This is a genomic window from Actinomadura violacea (genome assembly GCF_017573465.1).
GTDB lineage: Bacteria > Actinomycetota > Actinomycetes > Streptosporangiales > Streptosporangiaceae > Spirillospora > Spirillospora violacea.
On the sequence record NZ_JAGEPF010000036.1, the window covers coordinates 21,235 to 46,748 of the forward strand.

At 72.7% G+C, this 25,514-nt stretch carries 26 protein-coding genes and 1 pseudogene; 18 read left to right on the top strand and 9 right to left on the bottom strand.

Annotated features, from left to right (window positions below; genetic code table 11):
* The first annotated feature begins 11 nt into the window (after positions 1-11).
* Both J4709_RS43835 and J4709_RS43840 read left to right on the top strand, forming a co-directional pair.
* Positions 12-1,136, top strand: coding sequence for a glycosyltransferase family 4 protein (locus J4709_RS43835; RefSeq protein ID WP_208251084.1), 1,125 nt, complete (start codon positions 12-14; stop codon positions 1,134-1,136).
* Complete coding sequence (locus tag J4709_RS43840; RefSeq protein WP_208251085.1) at positions 1,133-1,912, top strand: hypothetical protein; 780 nt, start codon at positions 1,133-1,135, stop codon at positions 1,910-1,912. The genes J4709_RS43835 and J4709_RS43840 overlap by 4 nt, the downstream gene beginning before the upstream one ends.
* Here J4709_RS43840 and J4709_RS43845 read toward each other — a convergent pair.
* The 4 genes from J4709_RS43845 to J4709_RS43860 form a co-directional block, all read right to left on the bottom strand.
* Positions 1,893-3,188 carry a serine hydrolase domain-containing protein gene (locus J4709_RS43845; protein ID WP_208251088.1) on the bottom strand — a complete coding sequence of 432 codons (1,296 nt, stop codon included), beginning with the start codon at positions 3,186-3,188 and terminating at the stop codon, positions 1,893-1,895. The two genes, J4709_RS43840 and J4709_RS43845, sit on opposite strands and share 20 nt — an antisense overlap.
* Positions 3,189-3,321: 133 nt before the next feature.
* A complete protein-coding gene (locus J4709_RS43850) occupies positions 3,322-3,864 on the bottom strand; it encodes a YceI family protein (protein WP_208251090.1) in 543 nt (180 codons plus the stop codon).
* Between the two features lie 22 nt (positions 3,865-3,886).
* Positions 3,887-4,687 carry a VanW family protein gene (locus tag J4709_RS43855; protein WP_208251092.1) on the bottom strand — a complete coding sequence of 267 codons (801 nt, stop codon included), beginning with the start codon at positions 4,685-4,687 and terminating at the stop codon, positions 3,887-3,889.
* A 286-nt stretch (positions 4,688-4,973) separates the two neighbouring features.
* A complete protein-coding gene (locus J4709_RS43860) occupies positions 4,974-5,195 on the bottom strand; it encodes a DUF6158 family protein (protein ID WP_173096599.1) in 222 nt (73 codons plus the stop codon).
* 106 nt (positions 5,196-5,301) lie between these two features.
* On the opposite strand from J4709_RS43860, the gene J4709_RS43865 reads away from it, so the two are divergent.
* Together J4709_RS43865 and J4709_RS55965 are read left to right on the top strand one after the other, a co-directional pair.
* Positions 5,302-5,745 (top strand): 2,4'-dihydroxyacetophenone dioxygenase family protein, encoded by a 444-nt coding sequence (locus tag J4709_RS43865; protein ID WP_208251094.1) that lies wholly within the window; start codon positions 5,302-5,304, stop codon positions 5,743-5,745.
* Entirely contained in the window at positions 5,742-6,911 is a 1,170-nt protein-coding gene (locus J4709_RS55965) for a cytochrome P450 (protein ID WP_208251096.1), read from the top strand. The genes J4709_RS43865 and J4709_RS55965 overlap by 4 nt, the downstream gene beginning before the upstream one ends.
* Before the next feature lie 66 nt (positions 6,912-6,977).
* Here J4709_RS55965 and J4709_RS43875 read toward each other — a convergent pair whose 3' ends face one another.
* Entirely contained in the window at positions 6,978-8,606 is a 1,629-nt protein-coding gene (locus J4709_RS43875) for a bifunctional phosphatase PAP2/diacylglycerol kinase family protein (RefSeq protein WP_307802060.1), read from the bottom strand.
* 209 nt (positions 8,607-8,815) lie between these two features.
* On the opposite strand from J4709_RS43875, the gene J4709_RS43880 reads away from it, so the two are divergent.
* The 7 genes from J4709_RS43880 to J4709_RS43910 all read left to right on the top strand — a co-directional run bounded on the left by J4709_RS43880 (position 8,816) and on the right by J4709_RS43910 (position 15,576).
* Positions 8,816-9,715 carry an ABC transporter permease gene (locus J4709_RS43880; RefSeq protein ID WP_307802061.1) on the top strand — a complete coding sequence of 300 codons (900 nt, stop codon included), beginning with the start codon at positions 8,816-8,818 and terminating at the stop codon, positions 9,713-9,715.
* Positions 9,708-10,505, top strand: coding sequence for an ABC transporter ATP-binding protein (locus J4709_RS43885; protein ID WP_307802062.1), 798 nt, complete (start codon positions 9,708-9,710; stop codon positions 10,503-10,505). The genes J4709_RS43880 and J4709_RS43885 overlap by 8 nt, the downstream gene beginning before the upstream one ends.
* Before the next feature lie 131 nt (positions 10,506-10,636).
* Positions 10,637-12,097, top strand: a complete 1,461-nt coding sequence (locus tag J4709_RS43890; RefSeq protein WP_208251107.1) for an ABC transporter substrate-binding protein — start codon at positions 10,637-10,639, stop codon at positions 12,095-12,097.
* A 7-nt stretch (positions 12,098-12,104) separates the two neighbouring features.
* Positions 12,105-13,181 (top strand): ABC transporter ATP-binding protein, encoded by a 1,077-nt coding sequence (locus J4709_RS43895; protein ID WP_208251109.1) that lies wholly within the window; start codon positions 12,105-12,107, stop codon positions 13,179-13,181.
* Positions 13,178-14,101 (top strand): carbohydrate ABC transporter permease, encoded by a 924-nt coding sequence (locus tag J4709_RS43900; RefSeq protein WP_208251110.1) that lies wholly within the window; start codon positions 13,178-13,180, stop codon positions 14,099-14,101. Before J4709_RS43895 ends, J4709_RS43900 begins: the two co-directional genes overlap by 4 nt.
* Positions 14,098-15,003: a carbohydrate ABC transporter permease gene (locus J4709_RS55970; protein ID WP_208251112.1), complete on the top strand. Its 906-nt coding sequence runs from the start codon at positions 14,098-14,100 to the stop codon at positions 15,001-15,003. The genes J4709_RS43900 and J4709_RS55970 overlap by 4 nt, the downstream gene beginning before the upstream one ends.
* A gap of 51 nt (positions 15,004-15,054) precedes the next feature.
* A complete protein-coding gene (locus J4709_RS43910) occupies positions 15,055-15,576 on the top strand; it encodes a YbhB/YbcL family Raf kinase inhibitor-like protein (RefSeq protein ID WP_208251121.1) in 522 nt (173 codons plus the stop codon).
* A 54-nt stretch (positions 15,577-15,630) separates the two neighbouring features.
* On the opposite strand, the gene J4709_RS43915 is transcribed toward J4709_RS43910, so the two are convergent.
* Positions 15,631-16,605 carry an ArsR/SmtB family transcription factor gene (locus J4709_RS43915; protein WP_208251123.1) on the bottom strand — a complete coding sequence of 325 codons (975 nt, stop codon included), beginning with the start codon at positions 16,603-16,605 and terminating at the stop codon, positions 15,631-15,633.
* 59 nt (positions 16,606-16,664) lie between these two features.
* Here J4709_RS43915 and J4709_RS43920 point away from each other — a divergent pair, with 59 nt between their 5' ends.
* Positions 16,665-17,870, top strand: coding sequence for an MFS transporter (locus J4709_RS43920; RefSeq protein WP_208251125.1), 1,206 nt, complete (start codon positions 16,665-16,667; stop codon positions 17,868-17,870).
* Positions 17,871-17,879: 9 nt separating this feature from the next.
* On the opposite strand, the gene J4709_RS43925 is transcribed toward J4709_RS43920, so the two are convergent.
* Together J4709_RS43925 and J4709_RS43930 are read right to left on the bottom strand one after the other, a co-directional pair.
* Positions 17,880-18,242, bottom strand: coding sequence for an SCO4225 family membrane protein (locus J4709_RS43925; RefSeq protein WP_208251127.1), 363 nt, complete (start codon positions 18,240-18,242; stop codon positions 17,880-17,882).
* 70 nt (positions 18,243-18,312) lie between these two features.
* Positions 18,313-19,629: a KamA family radical SAM protein gene (locus J4709_RS43930; protein ID WP_208251130.1), complete on the bottom strand. Its 1,317-nt coding sequence runs from the start codon at positions 19,627-19,629 to the stop codon at positions 18,313-18,315.
* A 510-nt stretch (positions 19,630-20,139) separates the two neighbouring features.
* On the opposite strand from J4709_RS43930, the gene J4709_RS54145 reads away from it, so the two are divergent.
* The 3 genes from J4709_RS54145 to J4709_RS43945 are packed head-to-tail and all read left to right on the top strand — an operon-like array spanning position 20,140 to position 22,075.
* Positions 20,140-20,820, top strand: a complete 681-nt coding sequence (locus J4709_RS54145; RefSeq protein WP_307802063.1) for a DUF998 domain-containing protein — start codon at positions 20,140-20,142, stop codon at positions 20,818-20,820.
* On the top strand, positions 20,817-21,725 hold the full coding sequence (locus J4709_RS43940) for an alpha/beta fold hydrolase (protein WP_232384957.1): 909 nt from the start codon (positions 20,817-20,819) through the stop codon (positions 21,723-21,725). The genes J4709_RS54145 and J4709_RS43940 overlap by 4 nt, the downstream gene beginning before the upstream one ends.
* Positions 21,722-22,075, top strand: coding sequence for a hypothetical protein (locus J4709_RS43945; RefSeq protein ID WP_208251134.1), 354 nt, complete (start codon positions 21,722-21,724; stop codon positions 22,073-22,075). Before J4709_RS43940 ends, J4709_RS43945 begins: the two co-directional genes overlap by 4 nt.
* A gap of 31 nt (positions 22,076-22,106) precedes the next feature.
* Here the strand turns inward: J4709_RS43945 and J4709_RS43950 are convergent, their stop codons facing one another.
* Positions 22,107-22,505 (bottom strand): flagellar basal body-associated FliL family protein, encoded by a 399-nt coding sequence (locus J4709_RS43950; RefSeq protein WP_232384958.1) that lies wholly within the window; start codon positions 22,503-22,505, stop codon positions 22,107-22,109.
* 243 nt (positions 22,506-22,748) lie between these two features.
* On the opposite strand from J4709_RS43950, the pseudogene plsX reads away from it, so the two are divergent.
* From plsX to J4709_RS54155, 3 genes and pseudogenes are all read left to right on the top strand, one after another.
* A pseudogene (gene plsX / locus J4709_RS43955) lies at positions 22,749-23,834 on the top strand (phosphate acyltransferase PlsX); the annotation flags it as partial.
* A gap of 232 nt (positions 23,835-24,066) precedes the next feature.
* Positions 24,067-25,035: a P-type ATPase actuator domain-containing protein gene (locus J4709_RS55975; protein ID WP_307802064.1), complete on the top strand. Its 969-nt coding sequence runs from the start codon at positions 24,067-24,069 to the stop codon at positions 25,033-25,035.
* Positions 24,963-25,514 (top strand): hypothetical protein, encoded by a 552-nt coding sequence (locus tag J4709_RS54155; RefSeq protein ID WP_232384959.1) that lies wholly within the window; start codon positions 24,963-24,965, stop codon positions 25,512-25,514. The genes J4709_RS55975 and J4709_RS54155 overlap by 73 nt, the downstream gene beginning before the upstream one ends.

Here is a 25,514-nt window from a genome sequence, read left to right on the forward strand (position 1 = left end):
GCGGACAGCTGATGACCCGTGTCCTCTGGGTGACGGAGCACTATCCGCCGAGCCAGGGCGGGATGGCCAACTCGTGCGACCGGATCGTCCGGGGGCTGCGCGGCGCGGGCGTCGAGGTGGACGTCGCGCACCTGACGCGGCGCGAGCGGCCCTGGGGCGTGGCGCGCGAGCACGGCGGCCGGCTGCTGACCGCCCCGCTCGGCGACGACCCCGAGCACGCGCTGCGCCGGCTGTGGACGACGCTGACCGCGGAGGGCCTCACCGGCGCGTACACGCACGTCGTCGCGTTCGGCGGCACGTACTCGATGCTCGCCGCGCCCGTCCTCGCCCGGCTGGTGGACGCGCCGCTGGTCACGCTGCTGCGCGGCAACGACATCGACGTCGGCGTGTTCTCGATGCGGCGGCGCGGCGTCCTCGCGGACGCGCTGCGCGCCTCGGCGCGGGTCTGCGTCGTCGCGCGCGACCACATGCCGCTGGTGAAGGCGCTGGTCCCGGACGCGGCGGTGACGTTCGTGGCGAACAGCGTCGACACCGCGCAGTGGCGCGTCCTGCCGTCGGAGCGCGAGCGCGGGCGCGCCTGGCGGGCGGAGAACGTCGAGCCGGGACGCCGCACGATCGGGCTCATCGGGCAACTGAAGAACAAGAAGGGCGTCGGGTTCTTCCTGGACGCGCTCGTCGCGTCCGGCCAAGCCGACCGGTTCCACCTGGTGCTCGTCGGCGAGGTCGAGGAGACCGTGACGGCGTGGCTCGCCGAACGCAAGGACACCGTCCCGCACTCGTTCCTGCCGTTCCTGGAGCGCTACGACCTGCCCGCCGTGTACGCGGGCTGCGACTTCGCGGCGCTGCCGTCGTTCTATGACGGGATGCCGAACGTGGCGCTGGAGGCGGCGGCGCTCGGCGTGCCGCTGATCTGCTCGGACGCGGGCGGCCTCGCCGACGTCGCGGACGACGCGATCGGCTTCGCGTTCCCGGCCGGCGACCCGCACGCGTGCCGCGCGGCGATCGGCCGGGCGGCCTCCGCGAGCGATGCGGAGCTGGCGGCGCTCGGCGCGGCGGGCGCCGAGCGGATCGCCCGCGACTTCACCCCGGCCGCCGAGACCGCCGGGTATCTCGCGGTGCTCGGCGAGGTGCGTTGATCGCCTGCTACGCGGCCGGCGGCGGGCTCGGGCACCTCACCCGGCTGCGCGCGTTCCTGCACACCATGGCGGTGGACGACGAGGTCGTCGTCCTGACGGACTCGCCGTTCGCCGCCGACCCGCGCGTGTCGTCCGGCTGGACGGTGCGTCCCGCGTCCACCGGCCTGGCCGCGCTCGCGCCCGACGAGCTGGTCGTGGACGCCTTCCCCGCCGGCCTCAAGGGCGAGCTGACCCGGATACCGGCGGGCATCCGGGTGACGCATCTGGCGCGGCTGCTGCGCTGGGACGCCTACCTGCCGCTTCTCCCCGCCGACCCGCCCCGCTTCGACCGGACATTCGTCCTCGAACCCCTCGACCCCGCCCAGGAGGCGCACCTCCGCGCGGTGTCCGCCGAGGTCGCGCCGCTGGTCCTGGACGACCCGCCGTCCGGGACGCTCGACGTCCACGGCTGGCTGGTCGTCCACAGCGGCCCGGACGCCGAGACGCTCGAACTCGTCGCCTACGCGCGGGACATGGCGGCCATGGAAGGCGCGGGCGCTCCGCTGACGCTCGTCTCGCCGCACCGCCCGGACGGCCTGCCCGCCGAGGTCGCCCACCTGGACGCCTACCCGGCGGGCCCGCCCGGACCGGGCGTCGAGCGGATCGTCACCGCCGCCGGGTTCAACGCCGTCCGGCAGTACGCGCCGTGGCGGGAACGGCACCGGATGCTGCCGTTCCCGCGCACGCTCGACGACCAGTTCGCCCGCGCCGCCCGCGTCAGAAGTACTTCGAGGTGAGGTCGCCCGTCGGCCAGGTCTTCACCGCGTTCGCGGCCTTGTGCAGCGCCGGGTCGATGTCGCCGTAGCTCGGCGCGCCGCCCTCCTGCCGCTGGTCGAACAGCACGGCCCAGGCGAGGCCGTCGTTGCGGCGGACGAGCAGCGTGCTCGTCCCGGCGAGGCTGCCGTCGTGCCAGGTGTTCATGCCGGTGCCGCCGGTGACGGGCCGGACCATCCAGCCGCAGCCGTAGTACCAGCCGTTGGCGTTGATCCCGGTCTCCGGCTTGGTGAACGCCCGCTTGACGGAGGTGGCGTTCAGCACGCTCGTCCCGCCGTCGTAGATGCCGGCGAACCGGGTCAGGTCCATCGCGGTGGCGAGCCAGCCGCCGTGCGAGTCCATGTTCTCCAGGTTGAAGCCGCCGTAGGGGGTGGGCACCGTCTTGCCGCTGTTGTCGAACACGGTCCGGGCCGTGTAGCCGGAGTAGTAGTGGACCTCGCCGCTCGCCGGGGTGAGCGAGTGGCCCAGCTTCATCCGCTTGATGCCGCGCGGCGCCAGCACGGCCTTCTGCACGTAGGACGCGTAGCTCTGCCCGGTGACCTTCTCGATGATGCGGCCGAGCAGCATGAAGCCGTAGTTGGAGTAGGCGTACTTGGTGCCCGGCGCGTGGTCGAGCTTGTGCGCCGACACGTACTTCATGATGTTCGCCTGCTTCACCGGCAGCGGGAGGCCGAGCGCCTTGGCGATCGCCGCGTCCTGGAACATCGGGTCGGGTGTGATGTCGCGGTCCCAACCGCCGAGGTGCTGCAGCAGCCGCAGGACAGTGACGTCCTTCAGCCGCGGATCGGCGGTGGTCGGCAGGCCGAGCAGCGTCGCGGCGCGGTCGGTGAGCTTCAGCTTTCCGTCCTGGACGAGCCGCAGGACCGCCGTCGCGGTCACCGGCTTGCTCAGGCTCGCCATGCGGAACGGCGTCGTCGGCTGCGTGGTGAAGCCGGTGCTGGAACTCCACGTGTACCCGCGCGACAGCACCAGCTTGCCCTTGCGGACGACCGCGAGCTGCCCCGAGGGGACGTTGCGGGCCTGCATGAAGCTCTTCATCGTCGCGTCGAAGCTGCCGAGCCCGGCGAGCGCCGTCCCGGTCACCCGCCAGGACCGCGTCGCCGCGGCCTGTGCGGCGGCGGCCTGCGCGGCGCGCTCGGAACCGCCGGACGAGCAGCCCGTCACCAGCGCGGGCACCGCCGCGCCGAGACCGGCCAGCCCGGCCGCCTTGCCGAAGTCCCGCCTGCTTACCGCCGCCATGCATTCCCCCACAGAGGCCCGATGCCTGAAATGTGCAGCTTCGGACACTAGTGGGGGCAGAACTCCGCCGAGACCGGTCGGCGGCGGCGTTGATCAGTCGTTGACCGGGAGGTTCGGTCGTCGACCGGAAGGCTCAGTCGTCGACCGGAAGGCGCAGGTCGAACTCGATCTCGACCTCGTCGGCGAGGCGCAGCGCGCCGAAGAAGGCCGAGAACGGCTTGACCCCCCAGCGGGTCTGCTGCACGGTCGCCCCGCCGCGCAGCCGGTCCCCGTCGAGCTCGGCGCGGACCCGGACGGGCTTCGTCCGGCCCCTGATGGTCAGGTCGCCCTCGATCTCCCCGGCCTGCGCGCGGACCGCGGCCGCGGTGAAGGTGATCTCCGGGTGGTGGCGGGCCTCCAGCACCTTGCGAAGGTTGTCCGCGATGTCCAGCCGGTCCTTCTCCGACAGCGGCTTCACGCCGCCGGTGCCCTCCCGGACCTCCAGGCCGTCCACCACGACGACCAGCTTGCCGGACGACTCCTCCAGCGGCTCGCGGACCACCGCCTCCGCCGTCCAGTTGGTCGCCTCGATGGTCAGGTCGTGGCCGGCGCGCCGGCCGAGGCCGCTGCGGCTCGTCCGGAGCAGCAGCCGCCCGTCACCGGGGCCCAGCTCGTACGTTCCCTCGCGAACGCTCATGCCCTCACCCTGCCACGCGCCGTCACAGGCACGTCACCTCGGGCTGGGCGCGGTACTCGGTGTGGAACTTCTCCCGGTGGACCCTGTGGCCTGCGGCGAGCAGCGTCCGCCACACGTCGATGCTGAAGCCCTTCCGCCCCGCCATCGGGACGCACTTGTGCCCGCGTCCCACACCGGTCTCGTACGGGGAGAAGCCGTACCGCTTCGACGTCCGCGACCGGACCTCGTACCGGCGGTGCCCCCACAGGCTCACCGTCAGCGAGTCCCCCGTATAGCCGACCTGGATGCGCACCGGCGCGTCCGTGTCGTTCTTCCAGGTGAAGTCGAGGTTCGGGTAGGCCACCGCCGCCTCGCGGCCTTCCGGGTACTCCGGCATCCACATGGTGTGCGCGCGCGCCTTCCGGATGTCCAGGCCCGCCCGGAACACCGCGTTGAACAGCGTCGTGGACACCTGGCAGATGCCGCCGCCCACGTCCTTCACCAGCCGCGACCCCATGATCGCGGGCGCCGGGACGTACCCGCGGCCCCGCGTGCGCGGCCCGACGATCCGGTTGAACGAGAACGTCGCGCCCGGCCGGACGACCTGGCCGTCCAGCATCCGCGCGGCCAACTCGATGTTGCGGACGCGCGGCTGCCCCGGCTGGAACCGGGTCGTGTACGACGCCATCGGACGCGCGGACGTGTCCGGCGGCGCGGAGTCGCGCGGGGCCGGCCCGGCCGCGGCGGCCGACGCGCCGGTCTTGCGCGGAGCCCACAGGTACACGCCGAGCAGCAGGCCCGTCGCCGCGAGCGCGCCGACCGCGAAGGGCCACCAGCGCCGCACGCACTCCCTCAGCCCTGGCTCGTCCGCGGACGCCCGTCCGCGGCGCCCCCGCCGGGTCCGTCCCACCGATCACACCCCCCGAGGATCCCGGGCGTCCTCGCCCGTCAGGATCCTGGCACCGCACCCTCCTCCCCTCTCCGGGCCGACACCCCCGCCTTTGCCGGAAGGAAACGAACATCAGCCCGGGGGACGACGCTGCGCGGCGGGCGCGGGCATGCCGACCGCCCGGCCGGTGGCGCGGCCGGGCGGCGGCGTTCGGTGGTGGGGGCTTCGGTCAGTCGACGGGTCAGCGCAGGCGGGCGCCCTCGCGCAGGCGCTGCGGATCGATCTCGCGGGCCGGGCGCCTTCGCAGGTACTCGGCCTCCAGCTGGGCCGTCCGCTGGGTGTGCTCGCCGTAGGCCTGGTCGGCGGCGTGCCGGAGCGCGTCCATCCGGGTCTCGTACAGGTGGCCCAGCTCCCGGAGCAGGTCGTCGTCGGTGAGCTCGGCGGGGCTGACTCCCATCGCCATGTGGGTACCTCCTCCAGCGGTTCGCGGGCGTCGGTCTTCTACCCGGGCGCGGCGCGGCGAATCGCGGGTCTTGCGCGTCCCCGATTGCCTACCTAGCGTTTGCTTCATGACTGAGACGAGCGGTCCCCTGGTCGGCCACGTCCACTCCGACGACATCCCCTGGGTCACGATCGGCCCGGTCGGCCTCCAGGTCCTGAGGGTCTCCCCGGACACCTGGGTGGTGCGCAACCGGTTCGAGGCCGGGTTCCAGCTGCCCACCCACAAGCACACCGGCAGCGTCCACGCCTACACGTTCTCCGGCCGGTGGCGCTACAAGGAGTACGGCATCGACTACCACGCCGGGACTTTCATCCACGAGCCGCCCGGCTCCGTCCACACCCTCACCATCGAGGAGGACAGCGACATCCTGTTCATCCTCGAAGGCGCGTTCATCGAGTACGACGCCGACGGCAACATCACCGGCGTCACCGACGGCGAGTCCACGCTCAACGCCTACTACGCGATGTGCGACGACGCCGGGATCCCGAGGCCGCAGGGCATCCTGCCGTGATCCCGGGCGGCTTCCCCGACGGGTTCTACGCGCAGGGCCATCCGTACGGGCTGTACGAGGAGGTCCGCGCGGAGGGCGGGCTCGTCCGGCATCCGTCGCTGCCGCTGTGGGTGGCGGCGTCGCACGCGGCGGTGCACGCCGTGGCGAGCGACCCGGCGGCGTACCGGTCGGGCGACGGGATCCTGATCGACGAGATCGGCAAGCCGTTCGACACCCCGCCGACGATCATGCACACGGACCCGCCCGAGCACGGCCGGTACCGGGGGCTGGTCGCGCCCGCGTTCCGGCCGTCGGCGATGCGCCGGCTGGAGGGCGAGGTCCGGGAGCGGATCCGCGCGCTGCTGGAGCCGGTCGAGGCGGGCCGCCCGTTCGACGTCGTCGCGGAGCTGGCCGTCCCGCTGCCGCTCCAGGTGATCTGCCTGCTGCTCGGCATCCCGGAGGACGACTGGCCGCGGTTCTTCCGCTGGTCGGAGTCCATCATCCCGGGGGCGGCGCCGGAGCTGTCGGACGAGGAGCGGGCCGCGCTGCGGATGGAGGCGGGCCTCTACCTGGTCGAGGTCTCCAACGAGCGGCGGGCCGCGCCGCGCGACGACGTGATCTCCCAGCTCGCGCAGGCCGAGGTGGACGGGGACCGGCTCACCGACATCGAGATGGTGATGTTCCTGATCCAGCTGCTCGTCGCCGGCAACGAGACGACCCGGCACGCGATCTCCGGCGGGCTGCTGGCGTTCGCGGAGAACCCGGACCAGTGGGAGGCGATGAAGCGGCCGGAGGCGATGCCGACGGCGATCGAGGAGATCCTGCGCTGGACGTCCCCGGTCGTCTACTTCCTGCGCACCGCGACACGCCCGGCCGTCCTGGCCGGGCGGAAGGTGGAGGCCGGCGATCACGTCATGCTTCTGTACGGGTCGGCGAACCGTGATCCGGAGGCGTTCGGGCCTAATGTTGACCGTTTTGATGTCATGAGACGTCCAGGGGCGCCGGGTCTGGCGTTCGGTTACGGCCCGCACTTCTGCCTCGGCGCCGCGCTCGCCCGGATGGAGATGCGGCTCGTCCTCCAGGAACTGCGCGCCCGCTACGGGACCGTCACGACCACCGGCGAGCCGGTCTACAACGGCTCGCCGGTGGTCGTCGGTCTCCGCTCCCTCGGCCTCGCGTTCGGCTGAGAACCGGCTCCCGCCGTCGCGCCCGGGTTACAGGCCGGGGAAGCTTCACCGAACGTCAGGCCGCGGTCAGGCGTCGGGACGGAAGACGGCGAGGGCCCGCGGGTGCTTGCCGAACCGGATCTGCGGGGGCACCGGTGACACCTCGCCGTCCCGCGCCAGCCGCAGCTCGCCGGCCGCCGCCAGCACCTCCAGGCCGCCGGCGCGCCAGGCCCGGTAGCCGGGCGTGAGGTGCAGGTGCCCGGCGAGGACCGCGGCGACCGCGCGGACGCGGGGCAGGCGCCGGCCGGTCGCGACCATCCGGACGTCGAGGCACCCGTCGTCGAGGCGCTCCCGCCAGGTCGGCGCGGCGCCGTGCGAGCCGAACATGCCGTTGCCGACGAACGCCAGCCACACGTGCCGCCGGTGCCCGTCCACGACGGCGTCAACGGGCTCGGCGTGCCGCAGCGTCCGGACGGCGGCGACGGCCAGCGCGGGCCACTTGCCGAGCCGCTTCTCCAGCCGTTCGCGCCGGTCGACCAGCTCGGTGTAGGCGCCGAAGCTCGCCGTGTTCAGGAACAGCCGCTCGTCACCCTCGCCGGATCCGGGCGCCGCGTGCGCCGCGTAGGCGACGTCCACGCGGCCGAGCCGCCCGGCCCGGTACGCGGCGATCGCCTGCGCCGGCGCCTCGATGCCGAGAGCCCGGGCGAAGTGGTCGAACGTCCCGCCGGGCACGACCAGCAGCGGGACGTCGTGGTCGAGCGCGGCGCGCGCGGCCGCGTTGACGGTGCCGTCGCCGCCGACGACGCCGAGGACGTCCGCCCGCTCGGCGGCCTCCGCGAACGCCTTCCGCAGGTCCTGGCCGGGCTCCAGCACGATGAGCTCCGCCGCGGGGAGCTCGCGCTCCAGCAGCCCGGCCGCCACTTCGGCGCTGCCGGGCAGGATCCCCCGGGTCGCCTCGCCCGCGCCGCCGGAGCCGGGGTTGACGACCGCGACGAGGCCGCGCCCGTCATCGGTGACCTGGACGTCCTCGCCCTCGGCCCGGGTCACGCGGGCCACCGGAGGGCGCGCGGGCCACACCAGCCGCGTGCCCGCTCCGGCCAGCGCGCCGATGCCGAGGCCCGCGAGGACGTCGCCGGGGTAGTGCGCGCCGGTGTAGACGCGGGCGAACGCGACGGCGGCGGCGGTCACCGCGACCGGTGCCGCGACCGCGGCGGGCGCCTCCAGCGCCACCCCGGCCGCGAAGGCGGCGGCGGACGCCGAATGCCCGGACGGGAAGGCGTGCGAGGTCGGCAGCTTCCACCGGATCCGGATGGGCGGCACCAGGTCCACGACCGGGCGCGCCCGCCGGAACGCCTGCTTGCCGAGGATGTTCACCACCGGGCTCGCCACCGCGATCGCGATCGACCCGCGCAGCGCGGCGCGCCGCAGCCGGGGCCGCCGGGTGAGCCCGAGCGCCGCCGCCGTGGTGAACCACAGCACGCCGTGGTCGGCGGTCCGCGACAGCCGGGGCAGGACGTACTCCAGGCCGGGCAGCCGGGCCGCGGCGACCCGGTCGAACGCCCACCGGTCCGCCCGTCCGAGCCGGCCGAGCAGCGCCCGGTACGGGCCGCGCGACCAGGGCGGGGAGCCGGTTCGCGGCCAGGCCCGGGAGGCGTTGCGGGCGCCGGTTCGCGACCAGGGGCGGGCGGACGGAGGGGACCCGGGTGAGCGCAGCACGGGCAGTGACCGAGAATGGTTGGACCGCATGCCCCGGGTATCCCCAGGGGCGACGACAAGATTCCGTAATGATCTCAGTTCGGGGGTCACATGCGGGTGAACGTCACTGACACATCATCGACTGCAATAGGCTTCCCGGCATGAGTCACCCGCAACGGCTCGGTTCATCGGGTGGCGAGTCGGTCGGCACGATCGCGGAGTCTCCTCACGTGAACGAGACGCTGGCCGCCTACGCCGCACGGTACGGATTGAGGCAGAGCGCGGCACGTCCCCCGCTGCGCAAGTACATCCAGAGTGTGTGGGCGAGGCGCAACTTCATCTGGGCGTTCGCCTCGGCCAAGAACATCTCGATGTACACCGACTCGCGACTGGGTCAGGTCTGGCAGCTGCTGACCCCGATCCTGAACGTCTCGGTCTACTACCTGATCTTCGGCGTCCTGCTCAACACCAAGCGGGGCGTCCCGGACTTCATTCCCTTCCTTGTGACGGGCGTGTTCATGTTCGGGTTCACCCAGCGCTCGATCACCTCGGGGTCCAAGTCGGTCGGCGACAACCTGTCGCTGATCAGGGCGCTGCACTTCCCGCGCGCGACGCTGCCGCTCGCCATCGCGACCGTGGAGTTCCAGCAGCTCCTGCTGTCGCTGGTCGTGCTGCTCGGCATCGTGTTCGCGTTCGGTGAGCCGCTCGACGTCCAGATGGTGATGTTCATCCCGGTGCTGCTGCTGCAGCTGATGTTCAACGTCGGGATCAGCATGGTGATGGCGCGGCTCGGCGCCTTCAACCGGGACGTCAGCCAGCTGCTGCCGTTCATCATGCGGACGTGGCTCTACCTGTCCGGCGTGATCTTCAGCCTCCCGGACCTGCTGCACCGCAGCCACGCGCTCAAGGCGCATCCGTGGATCGGCGACATCCTCAAGGCCAACCCCGCCTACGTCTACGTGGAGCTGAGCCGGCACCAGCTGCTCGGCCAGTACCGCCACTTCGTGCACCACAAACTGACCGAGTCCACGACCCAGCTGTGGATCTACGCGGGTGCGTGGTCGGCGGTCGCGCTGATCGGCGGGTTCCTGTTCTTCTTCACCGCCGAGGAGCGTTACGGCCGTGGCTGACACCAAGGTGCGCGGCGGGACGGTCGTCGACGTCGACCCCACGCGCGAGCCGATCGTCGTCGTCGACGACCTGCACATCATCTACCGCGTGTACGGCGCGGGCGGGAAGGGCAACGCCGCCAGCGCGTTCTCCCGGGTGCTGCGCCGCAAGAACCGTCCTTCGATGAAGGAGGTCCACGCGATCAAGGGGCTGTCGTTCGTCGCGTACCGCGGCGAGGCGGTCGGGATCATCGGCACCAACGGCTCCGGCAAGTCGACGCTGCTGAAGGCGATCGCGGGGCTGCTGCCGCCGCACAGCGGCGCGGTGTACACCGACGGCCAGCCGTCCCTGCTCGGCGTGAACGCGGCCCTGATGAAGGACCTGACGGGCGAGCGCAACATCGTCCTCGGCTGCCTGGCGATGGGGATGACCCCGTCGCAGACGAAGGCCCAGTACCAGAAGATCGTGGACTTCGCGGGCCTCAAGGAGGGGTTCATCCAGTACCCGATGCGGACGTACTCGTCCGGCATGGGGGCGCGGCTCCGGTTCGCGATCGCCGCGGCGAAGACCCACGACGTGCTGCTGATCGACGAGGCGCTCGCCACCGGCGACGCCAAGTTCAAGCGCAAGAGCAAGAAGCGGATCGAGGAGCTGCGCAAGGAGGCCGGCGCGGTCTTCCTCGTCGCGCACCAGCTGGACACGGTCAAGGAGATGTGCGACCGGGTCATCTGGATCGACGAGGGCCGGATGCGGATGGACGGCGACCCGGAAGAGGTCATCGAGGCCTACAGCGAGGCCGCCGGGAAGTGATCCGCGTCACAGCGGATGCGGCTGTGACGGGCGCGGCCAGAGTTACGGGGAGTTACCGGATCGTCTCTGGATGAGACGCCCCGGCGGATCTACCGTCGAGGGGAGACCTCCAGCGGCGAGGGAGACTCCCCATGGCCGACCCGCTCGACATCCCCGACCCCAGCCGGCACGGACTCGGCGCGCACCCGCCCACCGGGCACGGGCTCAGCAGACGCGGCTTCCTGTCCTCCACGGCGCTCGCCGCGGGCGGCTACGGCGTGCTGGCGGCTTGCGCCAGCGAGAGCAGCGGGCCGGAGGCGAAGGCCACCGGCAAGGCGCCGAAGGAGGTGTTCAGCTCCCCCGCGTCGAAGCTGGGCGGTTCCCTCAGCATCCTGATGTGGAGCCACTTCATCCCGCGGCACGACAAGTGGTTCGACAGGTTCCTCGCCGACTGGGGGAAGCGGGTCGGCGTCAAGGTCCGCGTCGACCACATCAACACGGTGGACGTGCCGCGCCGCGCCGCGTCGGAGATCCAGGCGGGCAAGGGCCACGACCTGATCCAGCACATCGCGCCCTTCTCGCAGTACGAGCCGTCCGTGCTGGACATGGCGGACGTGGTGCAGGAGGCGAACCGGCGCTGGGGCCAGCAGCTCGAACTGTGCCGCAAGTCCAGCTACAACCCCAACACCAAGCACTTCTACGCCTACTGCCCCGGCTGGTCGCCCGACCCCGGCGACTACCGCAAGTCGATGTGGCAGAAGGCGGGCATGCCGAACGGCCCCGCCAGCTGGGACGACCTGCTCCGCGGCGCCACCGAGATCAAGAAGACGACCGGGGTGCCGTGCGGGATCGGGCTGTCCCCCGAGACCGACTCGAACATGGCGGCGCGGGCGCTGCTGTGGTCGTTCGGCGGGTCCGTCCAGGACGAGAACGAGCGGGTCGCGATCAACTCCGACGCGACCGTCGCGGCCGTGGAGTACATGGCCCACCTGTTCAAGCAGGCGGAGACCAGCGAGGTGTTCTCGTGGGTGCCGGCGTCCAACAACCAGGCGCTGATCGCGGGCAAGTCGTCCTACATCCTGAACTCGATCTCCGCGTGGCGGACCGCGATGGGCACCAACCGGACGATCGGCGACGACATCTTCTTCACCCCGGCGCTGCGCGGTCCTAAGGCGGCGCTGGCGGCGCAGCACGTCATCCAGCAGTGGATCGTCCCGAAGTACTCGCCGAACGCGGCGGCGGCCAAGGAGTTCCTGCTGCACTACACGGCGAACTTCCCGGCCGTCACCTACAACTCGGAGCTGTACGACCTGCCGGGGTGGCCGTCGCTGGTCCCGCAGCTGAACGGCTGGCTCGACGCCGACCCGTACGGGGCGAAGCCGGCGAACAAGCTGAGCCTGCTGAAGAGCGCGACGTCGTGGAGCGCGAACATCGGCTATCCGGGCCCGTCGAACCCGGCGATCGGCGAGATCTTCAACACCAACCTGCTGCCCACCATGTTCGGCCGCGCCGCGCGCGGCCAGGCGTCCCCGCGGCGGGCCGTCGCGGACGCCGAGCGCCAGATCGACGCGATCTTCAAGAACTGGCGCGGCCGCGGCCTCGTGGGCGGCTGAACGCCCTATGAACACGGTCGAGGTCAAGGGCCTGGTGAAGACGTTCGACGGGCATGTGCGGGCGCGGCGGCGCCGGCGCGGGGACGCGGTGCGGGCGCTGGACGGGGTGGACCTCGCGGCGGAGCCCGGCGAGTACCTGGTGCTGCTCGGGCCGTCGGGGTGCGGGAAGACGACGCTGCTGCGCACGATCGCGGGCCTGGAGCAGCCGACGGAGGGCGAGGTGCTGATCGGCGGGAACGTGGTGAACGGGCTGCCGCCGCGGGTCCGGCAGATCGCGATGGTGTTCCAGTCGTACGCCCTGTACCCGCACAAGACGGTGCGGGACAACATCGTCTTCCCGCTGCGGGCCGAGCGGATGGACAAGGCGGAGCGGGCGGAGAAGGCGCGCTGGGCGGCGGAGCTGCTGGAGATCGAGCCGCTGCTGCGCCGCAAGCCGCGGCAGCTGTCGGGCGGTGAGCGGCAGCGGGTCGCGCTGGCGCGGGCGCTGGTCCGGGACCCGGCGGTGTTCCTGTTGGACGAGCCGCTGTCGAACCTGGACGCGAAGATGCGGGCGACGGCGCGCGACGAGCTGAAGCGGTTCCAGGAGCGGGTCGGCACGACGACGATCTACGTGACGCACGACCAGGCCGAGGCGATGGGCCTCGGCGACCGGATCGCGGTGCTGGAGCACGGCCGGGTGCGGCAGGCCGGGACGCCGCAGGAGGTGTACGACGACCCGGCCGACACGTTCGTCGCGACGTTCATCGGGTCGCCGCCGATGAACCTGGTGAAGCGCGGTGACCGGCTGGTCGGTTTCCGGCCGGAGCACCTGCTGCCCGCGGAGGTCGTCCCGGCGGGCCGGCGGGTGACGATGCCGCTGAGCGTCGAGCGGATGGAGTACCTGTCCGGCGACCGGCACGTGTACGGGACGGTGACGGGCCTCGGCGAGGACACCCGGGTGATCGCTCGGCTGCCCGCGACGGTGGTCACGCCGATCGCGGCGGGCGAGACGCACGCGTTCGCGGTGGAGGCGGAGCGGCTGCGGTTCTTCGACGCGGCGGAGGGCGTGCGGGCGGAGCCGGAGACGATCGGGGGCGCGCGGTGACGGCCGCGCCCGCCGTCCGGCGCCGGGCGCGGACCCGGGCGGGCCTCGCCGACCGGGACGGGTTCCTGGCGTGGGCGCTGCTGCTGCCGTCGGTCGTCTACATCGTCGCGCTGGTCGGCGTGCCGTTCCTGCTGGCCGTCGCGTTCGCGTTCTCCGACGTGACGACCGGCGACCCGTCGTTCGATTTCGTCGGGTTCCGCAACTTCACCGAGATCTTCCACGACGGGGTGTTCTGGCGGGCGCTGGTGAACACCCTGGTGTTCACCGGGGCCAGCATGGTGCTGATCGTGGTGTTCGGGAAGATCCTCGCGAACGTCCTGGTCGCCGACTTCCACGGCAAGTGGTTCGTCCGGTTCCTGGTGCTGCTGCCGTGGACGACGCCGGTCGCGCTGTCGACGATCTCGTGGCTGTGGTTCCTGGACTCGATCTACTCCCCCGTCGACTGGGTGCTCCGGCACGCGGGGCTGATCAGCGGGAACGTGGTGTGGCTCGGCCGGCCGTGGACGGCGATGGGCTCGGTGGTCGCGGTGCAGGCGTGGCGGCTGACCCCGCTCGCCGCGGTGATCATGATGGCGGGGCTGGTGGCGATCCCGCGCGACATCGACGAGGCGGCCCGGATCGACGGCGCCGGGTTCTGGCGGCGGATGTTCGAGGTGACGATCCCGCTGACGCTGCCGGTGATCGCGGTCGCCGGGCTGTTCGGCGCGATCATGACGTTCACCGACATGACCGTCCCGTACGTGCTGACGCGCGGCGGGCCGACGCACTCCACGGACGTGCTGGCGTCGTGGGCGTACTTCCGGGGCATCGAGGGCGGCGACGTCGGGCAGGGCGCGGCGATCGCGCTGTTCCTGTTCCCGCTGCTGCTCGCGGGCGCGGTCGCGATCCTGCGCGCCGTCCGAAGGCTGGAGCCGCAGTGACCGCCGCGGCGGGGCCCGCGCGGCGGGGCGCCCGGGAGGTCGAGCGGCTGCGGCGGCACTATGCGCTGCGGCACGTGGCGGCGCGGTGCGGCGTGTACGGGGCGGCGGTCCTGGCGGCGCTGGTGTGCGCGCTGCCGTTCCTGTGGAGCCTCGTCAGCGCGTTCAAGCAGAACCAGGACCTGTACGACCCGGACAGCAATCCGTTCTTCTTCAACAAGCCGGCGACGCCCGACCATGTGACGTTCCTGTTCACCGACACCCCGTTCCTGACGTTCGTGGCGAACACGCTGATCGTCGGGGCGCTCGTCGTGGTGATCACGCTGCTGCTCGCGCTGCCCGCCGCGTACTCGCTGGCGCGGCTGGACCGGCCGTGGGGCACCCCGATGGGCATCGGGATCTTCATGGTCTACCTGGTGCCGCCGTCGCTGCTGTTCCTGTCGCTGACCCGTGTCGTGGTGTGGCTGCACCTGGAGGACAGCCTCTGGTCGATGATCGTCGTGTATCCGACGATCACCGTGCCGGTGTCGGTGTGGCTGCTGATCGGGTTCCTGCGGGCCGTCCCGAAGGACGTCGAGGAGCAGGCGATGGTGGACGGCTACAGCAGGCTCGGCGCGTTCCTGCGCGCCGTGCTGCCGCTGGTGTTCCCCGGGATCGTCGCGGTAGTGGTGTTCAGCTTCACGCTCACGGCCAGCGAGTTCGTGTACGCGCTGGCGTTCGTGTCGGCGAGCCCGCAGATGGTCGTCAGCACCGGCGTCCCGACGCAGCTGGTGCGCGGGGACGTGTTCTTCTGGCAGTCGCTGCAGGCCGCCACGGTGATCACCGCGGTGCCGATCGCGTTCCTGTTCAACCTGTTCCTGGACCGGTTCGTCACCGGGTTCACCATGGGCGCCGTCAAGACCTGACCCGCCTGATAGAGATGGAGTGACAACTGATCCTTTGACGAGGAGGTCGCCATGGCCGGCCGGGCACCACTTCCGCACGAGCACCTGCCCGAGGTGCCGTCGTTCACCGTGACCAGCGACGACGTCACCGACGGCGAGCGGTTCGGCGACAAGCACGTCTACAACGGCTGGGGATTCGACGGCGCGAACCTGTCGCCGCACCTGAGCTGGTCGGGTTTCCCGGCGGAGACCAGGAGCTTCGCCGTGACCTGCTACGACCCCGACGCCCCCACCGGCAGCGGATTCTGGCACTGGACGCTGTTCGACATCCCGGCGGACGTCACCGAGCTGCCGGCGGGCGCGGGCACCGCCGACTCCAAGATCGGGATCCACGCCCGCAACGACTTCGGCAGCAAGGACTTCGGCGGCGCCGCGCCGCCGCCCGGCGACCCGCACCGGTACGTGTTCACGGTGCACGCGCTGGACGTGGAGTCGCTCGGGATCGACTCCGACGTCTCCCCGGCCGTCGCGGGCTTCAACATCACCGCGCACACGCTGGCCCGCGCCACGGTCGTCCCCGAGTTCGGCATCTGACGCCGCCGCGCCGGTCCGCCCCGTGCGGCCGTCCCGGCGATCACCGGGGCGGCCTCACGAGGCGCCGACCAGCACGTCCCCCACGGCCGTCCGCCGGTACAGCACGGACCTGCCGCTGCGCTCGCGGGTGACGAGCCCGGACGCGCGCAGCACCGCGAGGTGGTCGCCGACGCCGCCGAGGCTCAGCCGCAGCCGGGCGCCGAGCCAGGTCGTCGTGGCGGGCTCGGCCAGGGCGCGCAGCAGGTCGGCGCGGGTGCGGCCGAGCAGCCGGGCGAGCGCGTCGTCCTCGCGCGGCTCCCGGCCCTCCCACAGCGCCGCCACTCCCCTGGCCCGGTACATCAGCGTGTACGGCCAGGCCCGCTCCAGCGCGACGCCCAGCTCGGAGAACACGGTCGGGACGAACATCAGCCCGGCGCCGTCCAGCCGGTACGCGCCCTCATCCGGGATGTCGACCTCGATCGCGCCGCCGCGCCACCGGACCTGCCGGGACAGGCCGTCGAGGGCCTCCGCCCAGCCGTAGGCGGCGAGCCGTCCGGCGCGGTGCACGATGTCCTGCTCCAGGATCGAGCGCAGCACCGGCCAGTCCGGCTCGACGAGGGTGCCCCACGCGGCCTCCAGCGCGTCGCTGAGGCGCCGCACGACGTCGGGGGCGTCCAGGACATCCCGGACGTCTTCCTCGGGCGCTGGGAGGCCGTCGAGGTTGCGTGCGATCTCCTCGCGGGCCTGTTCGAGGGGTGTGGCGCGGGCGACGGCGAGCTGCTCGGCGACGGTGAGGTTCGGGCGCGCGGGCGGCGGCTGGATGAAGTCGGCCATGTAGCCGTGGCGGCGCCGCAGGAAGGCCAGCGCCCGGACGGCGGGGTCGGCGGCGATCGCCGCGTACCTGGGGCGCGCCAGCTCCACCCAGGGGCGGACGGGGCCGGCGGGCGTGCGGCCGGCGGCGAGGCCGATCGCGGTGATCGCCTCGTGCAGCGGCGCGATCCCGAAGCGGCCGGCCGCGAGGTCGCCCTGCCCCACCTCGATCCGGTACATGTTTCGTTCCTCCCCGAAACATTGTCCCCCGGCGGGGCGCGCGGCGGAGCCTGGTCGCCATGACGGCACCCTCCGCCTCCGCCGGGCGGGCCGCGTCCGCGCGGTACCGCGACGTCTTCGGCGTCCCCGAGTTCCGCACCCTGTTCGGCCTGCAGACGCTGCTGGTGGCCGGCGACTCGATCCGGACGATCGCGCTGTCGGTGCAGGCGTTCGAGCAGACCGGGTCCACGCTCGCCGCCGCGCTGGTGTTCTGCGCGGGCATGCTCCCGTACGTCGTCGGCGGCGCGCTGCTGCTGTCGCTGGCCGACCGGGTCCCGATGCGGCGGCTGCTCACCGGCTACCACCTGCTGCGCCTCGCGGTCACGGCCGTGCTGGCGTGCGGCGTCGTCCCGCTCCCGGCGACGATCGCGCTGATCACGCTGCTGGGGCTGTTCGCGCCGGTCGGCGGCGCGACCGTGCAGGGCCGGCTGCCCGCCCTGCTGCCGGGCGACGGGTTCGTGCTGGGCCGGTCGCTGTTCACGATGACGTCCGCCGGGGCGCAGATCGCCGGGCAGGCGGCCGGCGGGCTGATGCTGGCGGCGCTGTCCCCGGCGGGGACGCTCTGGCTGGCCGCGGGCAGCGCCGCCGTCGCCGCGGCGCTCGCCCGGTCCGGCCTGCCGGACGTGCCGGCGCCGAACCGCGGGGGCTCCGGGGTGGCCCGCGAGACCTGGCGGGTGAACCGGCGCCTGCTCGGCGACCGCACGACGCGCGGCCTGCTGCTGGCGTTCTGGGTGCCGCTGTCGCTGTCCGTCGGGTCGGAGGGGATGGCGATCCCGTATGCGGGCGAGCTGGGCGATCCGGCGGCGGCGGGGCTGATGCTGTCGTCGGCCGCGGCCGGGATGTTCGCGGGCAACCTGCTGATCGGCCGCTGGATCCGGCCGGACCTGCGCGACCGGCTGACCTTCCCGCTGGCGCTGCTGACGGGCGCGCCGCTGCTGCTGTTCGTCCTGCACCCGCCGCTGCCGGCGGCCTGCGCGCTGATGCTGGCCGGGACGGTGGGGCTCGGCTACGACCTGCCGCTCCAGCGCCGGCTGGTGGACGCGGCGCCGGAGGAGGTCCGCGGCCAGGCGATCGGGCTGGCGAACACGGGGATCATGACCGGCCAGGCCGCGGCGATCGGCGGCGCCGGCGCGCTCGGCGGCCTGCTGGCCCCGTCGCAGGTCATCGCCCTGTGCGGGGCCGCCGCCGTGCTGGCCGCGCTCACCCTCCACCGCCACCTGCGCTGACGGCGCCGGCTACGCGGGCGGAGCCTCCGCCTCGCGGCGGCGGGGCCTGCGCGGGGGCCACAGCAGCCAGGTCTGCAGGGCGCCGGACACGGTCGTCACGGCGTAGAGCATGAAGGTGCCGAGGGCGTCCGGCATGTTCCCGAGATAATCCAGGAGGTACATGCCCACCATCGACAGCGGCGCGGTGATCAGGAGGAGCCAGATGCCGATGAAGCCCGGGTCGTCGGCGAACAGGTCGTATCCGAGGACGATCGCGGTCGTCACGAGGACGGCGGTGCCGTAAGAAGCGGCCACGGCGAGCCGCACCCACTCGGCCGGGGTGCGGCCCGGGCGTCCGGGCCGGCCGGCGCGGGCGGTGAAGGAGGAGGACATGCCGCCATCCTCACCGCGCGCCCCGGGGAGCCGCCTGAGTACGGGTACTCAGGCGGCGTCCGGAATCTACCTACTTCTCCCAGGGGAACCGGTCGGCGAAGGCGGGCTTGAGGTCGTCCAGCCAGGCCGCGTCCGGGTCGTACTTGGCGAAGAAGGGCTTGCCCACCAGGTCCGCGTCACGGCACTGGATGAAGTGCAGGGCGAACACCTTCTCGCCCATCAGGTCGATGACGCCGTCCACGCACACCTTGCCGGGCGTCGCGGACATCGACGGGCCCCGGACCGTCCGGGAGAGCCCCGAGACGTTGCTGTAGGCGTCCCGGAAGATCTCGTACGCGCGCGCCAGCGGGACGGCGAAGTAGTCCTGCGGCCCGGTGTCGCGCTCGACGAACATGTAGTACGGGATCAGGCCCATCCGGGTCTGAGTCCGCCACATGTCCTCCCAGACGGCGGCGTCGTCGTTGATCGTCCTGATGAGCGGGGCCTGGGTGCGGATGACCGCACCGGTGTCGCGGATGCGGCGGCAGGCCTCGGCGACCATGAGCGGCTCGAGCTCGCGCGGGTGCGAGAAGTGCGCCATGAAGGCGAGGTTCTTGCCGGACTCGACGACCTCCTCGAACAGCCGGAGCATGTCGTCGGCGTCGGGGTCGGTGACGAACTTCTGCGGCCAGTACGCCAGCGACTTGGTGCCGATCCGGATGGCCTCCAGCTGCTCGAGCTCCAGCAGCGGCTCGATGTAGCGGCGCAGCACCGGCTCGCCCATGATCATGGCGTCGCCGCCGGTGAACAGGACGTTGGTCACCTCGGGGTGCGCGAGCAGGTAGTCGCGCAGCGCGGTGGGCTCGTCGCCGGCCATCTTCAGGTCGGGCTCACCGATGAACTGGGCCCAGCGGAAGCAGTACGTGCAGTACGCGTGGCAGGTCTGCCCCTGCTTGGGGAAGTACAGGACCGTCTCGCCGTACTTGTGCTGCATCCCGGGGATCTTGCCGTCCCCGAAGCTCGGGATGTTGAGCTCCATCTGCCCCGCGGGGTGCGGGTTCAGTTTCATCCGCACCGCGTGCGCGGCGGCCTCGACCTCGGCCTTGGGGGCCTCCCTGCGCAGCAGGTCGGACAGCCGTGCGACGTCCTCGGCGGGGAGCATGTCCTCCTGCGGGAAGACGAGCCGGTAGATCGGGTCATCCGGAGCGGCCGACCAGTCGATGAGCTCCTCAATGACGTAGGCGTTGGTCCGGAAGGGCAGGACCGTCGCGACCGCGCGGGTCGCGAGCCGCTGTTCGGGCGACAGTCCGGCGCGAGCGGTGAGCTCGTCCAGGTGCTTCGCCGTGAAGGCGCGGAACTTGCGACCTGTGGATCGCACTGCGGGAGCCGCGTCGTTCACCAGTGTCACGTGTTGGTACTCCTTATGTCAGCGGGGAAGCGCGCCCCTGGCGCGCCGTCACGGACGGTGATCAGCCTGAAGCAGAAGACCCCCGTTCATTCGCTTGGCACCGGTTCGTACCGAATCAGTACCCCCAACAGAGTAGGGAAAAAGCTGGTCAAGTGCGCACCATCGCGGACGTTCTGGGTCACATTCAACGACTACACCACGTCAGGTCAACGCAGGACCAACGGTGACGGGCGATCCGTCCCCGCCGCCATCCGCGAACCACGCTTCGGCCAGCGGATACTCCGGAAACCACACCCCAGGTCACACGCTGACACGGTTTCGGAAATACTGGCGGGGGCGGCACGGACGGGCGAAGGGGCTGGTGTGCACTCCCATGACGCAGACGGCGCGGCCGGGCGGGCAGGCGGATCCGACCCCGGCACAGGTCCCGACCCTGGCACAGGCCTTTCCGCGGGCGCAGAGCCCGACCGCGGGCCGGGCGGCTCCGGGCCGGGGGTCGCCCCACGCTATGTGATCGTCCTGGCGTTCCTGGCGGCGCTGTTCTACGCGTCGTTCTTCCTGGAGAACTGGCTGAGCCCCGACCTGGACGTCGTCAACGGCTACGTCAGCGAGCTGTCGGCCATCGACCAGCCCTTCCACCTCGTCTACAGCGGCGGCGACCTGGTCACCGGGGTCCTGTCGATCATCGTGGCGCTCGGGGCGCTGCGGAAGCTGTCGCGCCGGCCGCTCGCCGTCGCCGGCTGGGCGTTCCTCGCCCTGTTCGGCGGCTGGGCGATCGGCGACGCCTCGTTCCCGCTGGACTGCGCGCCGAACCTGGAGACCTGGTGCGCCCTGCGGGAGCGCTCCGGGCACGTCTCGTTCTCGCACGAGTTCCACTCCGTCACCAGCACCGTCGTGATCACCTGCGGGGTGATCGCGCTGTTCCTGCTGTCGCTGGCCGCGCGCCGCTACGGGTGGTGGCCCCTGCTCGCCCGCTGGGGCTGGGTGGTCGCCGCGGCCGAGAGCGTGTTCGCGCTGAGCACGCTGCTCGCGATGTACCTGGGCCGCTGGCTCGGCATCATCCAGCGCGTGCAGATCTCCGTCCTGTGCGCGGGGCTGCTGCTGATCGCCTTCGCGCTCTACGCCGACCGCCGTAACGCCGGGCGCGTCCCGGCGTCCCCGCCACCGCTACGGGAGAAGACGCCCCTATGAGCGAGCCCATGAGCGCCCCCGCCAGCGCCGGCGGAGACGCCGCCGGCGAGATCGTGAACGCCGGCCGCGAGCAGGTCCACGTGGTCGAGGAGGGGCCAGCGGACGGCCCGCCGCTGCTGCTCAGCTCCGGCCTCGGCGGCGCCTGGTTCGACTGGCGGCCCAGCGTCGACCTGCTGCGCGACCGCAACCGGGTGATCGCCTTCGACCGTCCCGGGCTCGGCCTCAGCCCCGCCGCGATCGCCGCGCCGACGCTGCGCCGCGAGGCCGCGATCCTCGCGGCGCTCGCCGAACGGGCCGGCCGGCCGGTGATCGCCGTCGGGCACTCCATGGCCGGGTTCCACGTCGAGGCGCTCGCCCGGCTCCGCCCGGACCTCGTGCGCGGCCTCGTCCTGGTCGATCCGAGCTACGAGCCGGACCCGCACGCGTTCGTCCGGTTCGCGGCGCTCGCGACGCCGCTGGCGACCGCGGCCGGGGCCGTCCTCGCCGCGACGCGGCTGGCGAAGGTGCTCGGGCCGCTCGGCCGCCGCGAGGTCCTGAAGCGCACCAGCCGCCGCGACGAACCCGTCCCGGACCCGGTCGTCCGGTCGGTGTACGGGCGCGGGACCGTCCTCGGGACGGTCATCGCCGAGGACGCCGCGTACCGCGAGCAGGCCGCCGACCTGCTGCGGCTCCGCGAGCGCCGCCCGTTCCCGGCCGTCCCGCTGGTCGTGCTGACCGCGCTCGGCGACGTCAGGGGCGAGGACAAGAAGCGCGCCTGGTCCGAAGGGCACGCACGGCTGGCGAAGATGACGCCGTACGGCGGCCAGGTCGATCTGCCGGACTCGCGGCACATGGTCCAGCTCGACCGGCCGGACGCCGTCGCCGACGCGGTCGCGGAGGTGCTGCGGGCGGAGGAGACGGTATGAGGTTCGTGCAGGCCCTGGTCCTGGCGGTGGTGCTGGCCGCGGGCGTGTCCGGGTGCAAGGTGATGCAGCGGATCTCCGAGGAGTCCTACCGCAACGCCGTCACCGACGGCGTCTCGGCGGAACTGAAGAAGCGCGGCATCCGGCTGAAGGCCCGCCCGTCCTGCAAGACGCCGAAGACGGGCGGCACCGTGCGGGTGTCGTGCACCGCGCGGACGAAGGACGGCCGGCCCGTCGTGGTGGCCGGCACCGCCCGCAACGCCGACGGCGCCCGCCCGGTCGAGGACTACACCGTCACCGTCGCGGGGCGCCGCGTCCTGGAGCAGGGCTGCCTCGGCCTCGGCTGCTCCTGACCGCGCGGCGGCGCAGCCCTACGGCGCCGTCCTAGCCGGTCTTCTTGTGGCAGGACGCGCCCAGGCACTGCGCGTTCTCCACGACGGGGCGGCCGTCCACGAGGATCGTGAAGTAGTTCCTCTTCGACGACTCCTCGCCGCTGCCGAGCACCCTGACCTGCTTGTTGTCGGCGGTCGTGCCACTGCAGGACACTCGCATCCGCTGCTTGGTCCAGCCGGGCAGGTCCTCGCACTTCAGCGGCGACTGCAGGGACAGCCCGCGGACGGTCAGCTCGTCGGCGGCCTTCGCCGGCAGCGCCTTGCGCAGCGCCGCCTGCGTCTTGTAGCTCAGGTCGCCGCCCGAGGTCACCAGCAGCCACGCGGCGCCGCCCGCGACCACCAGGACGAGGAGCACGGCGGAGCCGAGAAGCAGGGCCTTCTTGCGATTCATCACCATTTCCACGTCCGGTACATCACCGTCCGTACTGGATCACATGCACTGAGTGCCGGACTTTTCCCTGATCATGCGGATTCGTTGCCCGGCTGCGCGGGCCGCCGGCCCACCCGGACGCCCGGCCCGCGCGGGCACGTGAGGCTCGCCACCTCCCGGCCGGCACCGCCAAGGCATCCGAACCGAGGACTTACCATGCGATGAGCTGCGCGTCTCGCGGGCGCCTCATCTCCCTCACCCCTCCTGGAGCGACCCATGACCGGTCAAGGCGAGCCGCCGCGCCCGCCCCGCCGGCCGGCGACGGTGCGGCCGCTGCCGATCGCGGTCGACACGATGGGCGGCGACCACGCGCCCGGGGAGATCATCGAGGGCGCGGTGGACGCGGTCCGCGACCACGGCGTGCGGGTGGTGCTGGTCGGGCAGGCGCCGCGGATCCAGCGCGAGCTGGACCGGCACGGCTTCGCCGGGAAGATCCCGATCGTGCACGCCGACGAGGCCCTCGACATGGGCGAGGGCGCGCTCGCGAGCTGGCGCAAGCCGAAGTCCTCGATCGCGATCGCCTGCCACCTGATCAAGCAAGGCCGGGCGTCGGCGCTGGTGTCGGCGGGCAGCACCGCCGGGGTCGTCGCGACGGCCCGGCTGCGGCTGAAGGGCCAGCAGGGCGTGATGCGGCCCGCGATCGCGGTGGCGCTGCCGACGACGCCGCGTCCGACGATCCTGCTGGACGCGGGCGCGACGGTGGACGTCAAGCCGGAGGGGCTCGTGCAGTTCGCCGCGCTCGGCACCGCGTACGCGCAGATCCTGCTGGGCGTCGAGCGGCCGAGCGTCGGGCTGCTGACGATCGGGTCCGAGCCGGGCAAGGGCAACAAGGTCACCAAGCGGGCCCACGAGCTGCTGTCGGGCGGCAGCCACGGCATCGAGTTCGCCGGGAACGTGGAGGGCCACGACCTGCTGCGCGGCGCGGTGAACGTGGTCGTGACCGACGGCTTCACCGGCAACGTCGCGCTCAAGACCATGGAGGGGACGATCCGGACCGCGTTCGCGGAGATCCGGACCGCGATGACCGCGAGCGCGCCCGCGCGGGTCGGCGCGCTGCTGCAGCGGCGGCGGCTGCTGGAGCTGCGCGAGCGCCTCGACCCCGACACCTACGGCGGGGGCGTGCTGCTCGGCCTGAACGGGACGGTCGTGATCGCGCACGGGGCGTCGCACGCCCGCGCGATCGCCTCGGCGTGCGAGCTGGCGCACCGGCTGGCGGCCGGGCGGATCGTGGAGCGGATCCGCGAGCAGGTCGCGGCGACGCGGACGTCCCGGTTCGGCCGGTGGACGCACGGCGAGCGCGACTCCCAGGACAAGGCGGACAGGGCCCCGCGGCCGCACGAGCGGCCCGCGGAGGCACCGAAGCCCGCGGAACCGGCCCCGGACGCCCCGGCGCCCGCCGCGGAGCGCAACACGGAACGCGCTGCGGAGCGCACCGCCGAACGCACCGCGGAGCACGCCGCGCCGGAGCGGACCGAGCCGCCCGCCCCGACATAGTCCCGGACGGTCCGGGGAGATCGCCCGTGTGAACGGGGTGCCGGCGCCGGCCGGGCGGGGCCTCACGGACGCCGAGGTGCGCGACCGCGTCGCGGCGGGCCGCACCAACGACGTCCCGCGCCGCTCCAGCCGGTCCGTGCCGGAGATCGTCCGCGCGAACGTGCTGACCCGGTTCAACGCGCTGATCGGCTCGCTGCTGGTGCTCGTGCTGGTCTTCGGGCAGTGGCAGGACGGGCTGTTCGGGCTGATCATCGTGGCGAACTCGGCGATCGGGGTCGTGCGGGAGCTGCGCGCCAAGCGGACCCTGGACCGGCTCGCGGTGGTCGGCGAGACGCCCGTGCGGGGGCGGCGGGACGGCGCCGTCCGCGAGGTCGCGCAGCAGGACGTCGTGCTGGACGACCTGATCGTGCTCAGGTCCGGGGACCGGATCGTCGTGGACCGCGGCGTGGTGTCCTCCGACGGCCTGGAGGTCGACGAGTCGCTGCTGACCGGGGAGGCCGACGCGGTCCGCAAGGCGGCCGGGGCGAACGTGCGGTCGGGCGGCTTCGTGGTGGCGGGCGGCGGCGCGTTCACCGCCGCGAAGGTCGGCCGGGACGCCTACGCGGCGCGGCTGGTGGAGGAGGCGAGCCGGTTCTCGCTGGCGCGCTCGGAGCTGATGGCGGGCATCAACGCGTTCCTCAAGTACGTGACCTGGCTGATCGTCCCGGCCGCGGTCCTGCTGTTCGTCAGCCAGTTCTCCGCCGCCCGGAGCGCCTCCGAGGCGGTGGTCGGCGCGGTCGCGGGCGTCGTGACGATGATCCCCGAGGGACTCGTGCTGATGACCAGCATCGCGTTCGCGGTCGGGGTCGTCCGGCTCGGGCGGCGGCGCTGCCTGGTCCAGGAGCTGCCCGCGATCGAGGGCCTGGCCAGGGTGGCACCAAGACCGTGTGCTCGATCATCCTGGTGGTGCTCGTCGGGCTCGCGCACGTCCGGTTCCCGTTCCTGCCCCGGCACCTGACGCTGATCAGCTCGCTGACCATCGGCGTCCCCGCGTTCTTCCTCGCGCTCGCGCCGAACACCGAGCGGGCCCGCCCCGGCTTCGTGCCGCGCGTCCTCCGGTTCGCGATACCGGCCGGGATCGCCTGCGGCGGCACCACCTTCGCCGGCTACTACCTGGCGACCGAGCGGCCGACCGGCGGGTTCGCCGACGACAGCACGACCGCCTCCCTTGCGCTGTTCGTCCTCACTTTGTGGGTGCTGGTGCTGATCGCGCGGCCGTGGAACTGGTGGCGGCTCGGCCTCGTCGCGGCGATGGGCGCCGCGTTCGCCATCGTCCTCGGCGTCCCGCCGCTGCGCCGGTTCTTCGCGCTGCGGACCGCCGACACGCGCAACGACGCCGTCGCGCTGGCGATCGCCGTCGCCGCCGCAGCGCTGCTCACCGTCGTCCTCCGGTACGTCCCCGCCGTCACCGCGAAACTCGGCCGCGGCAAGGCGTGA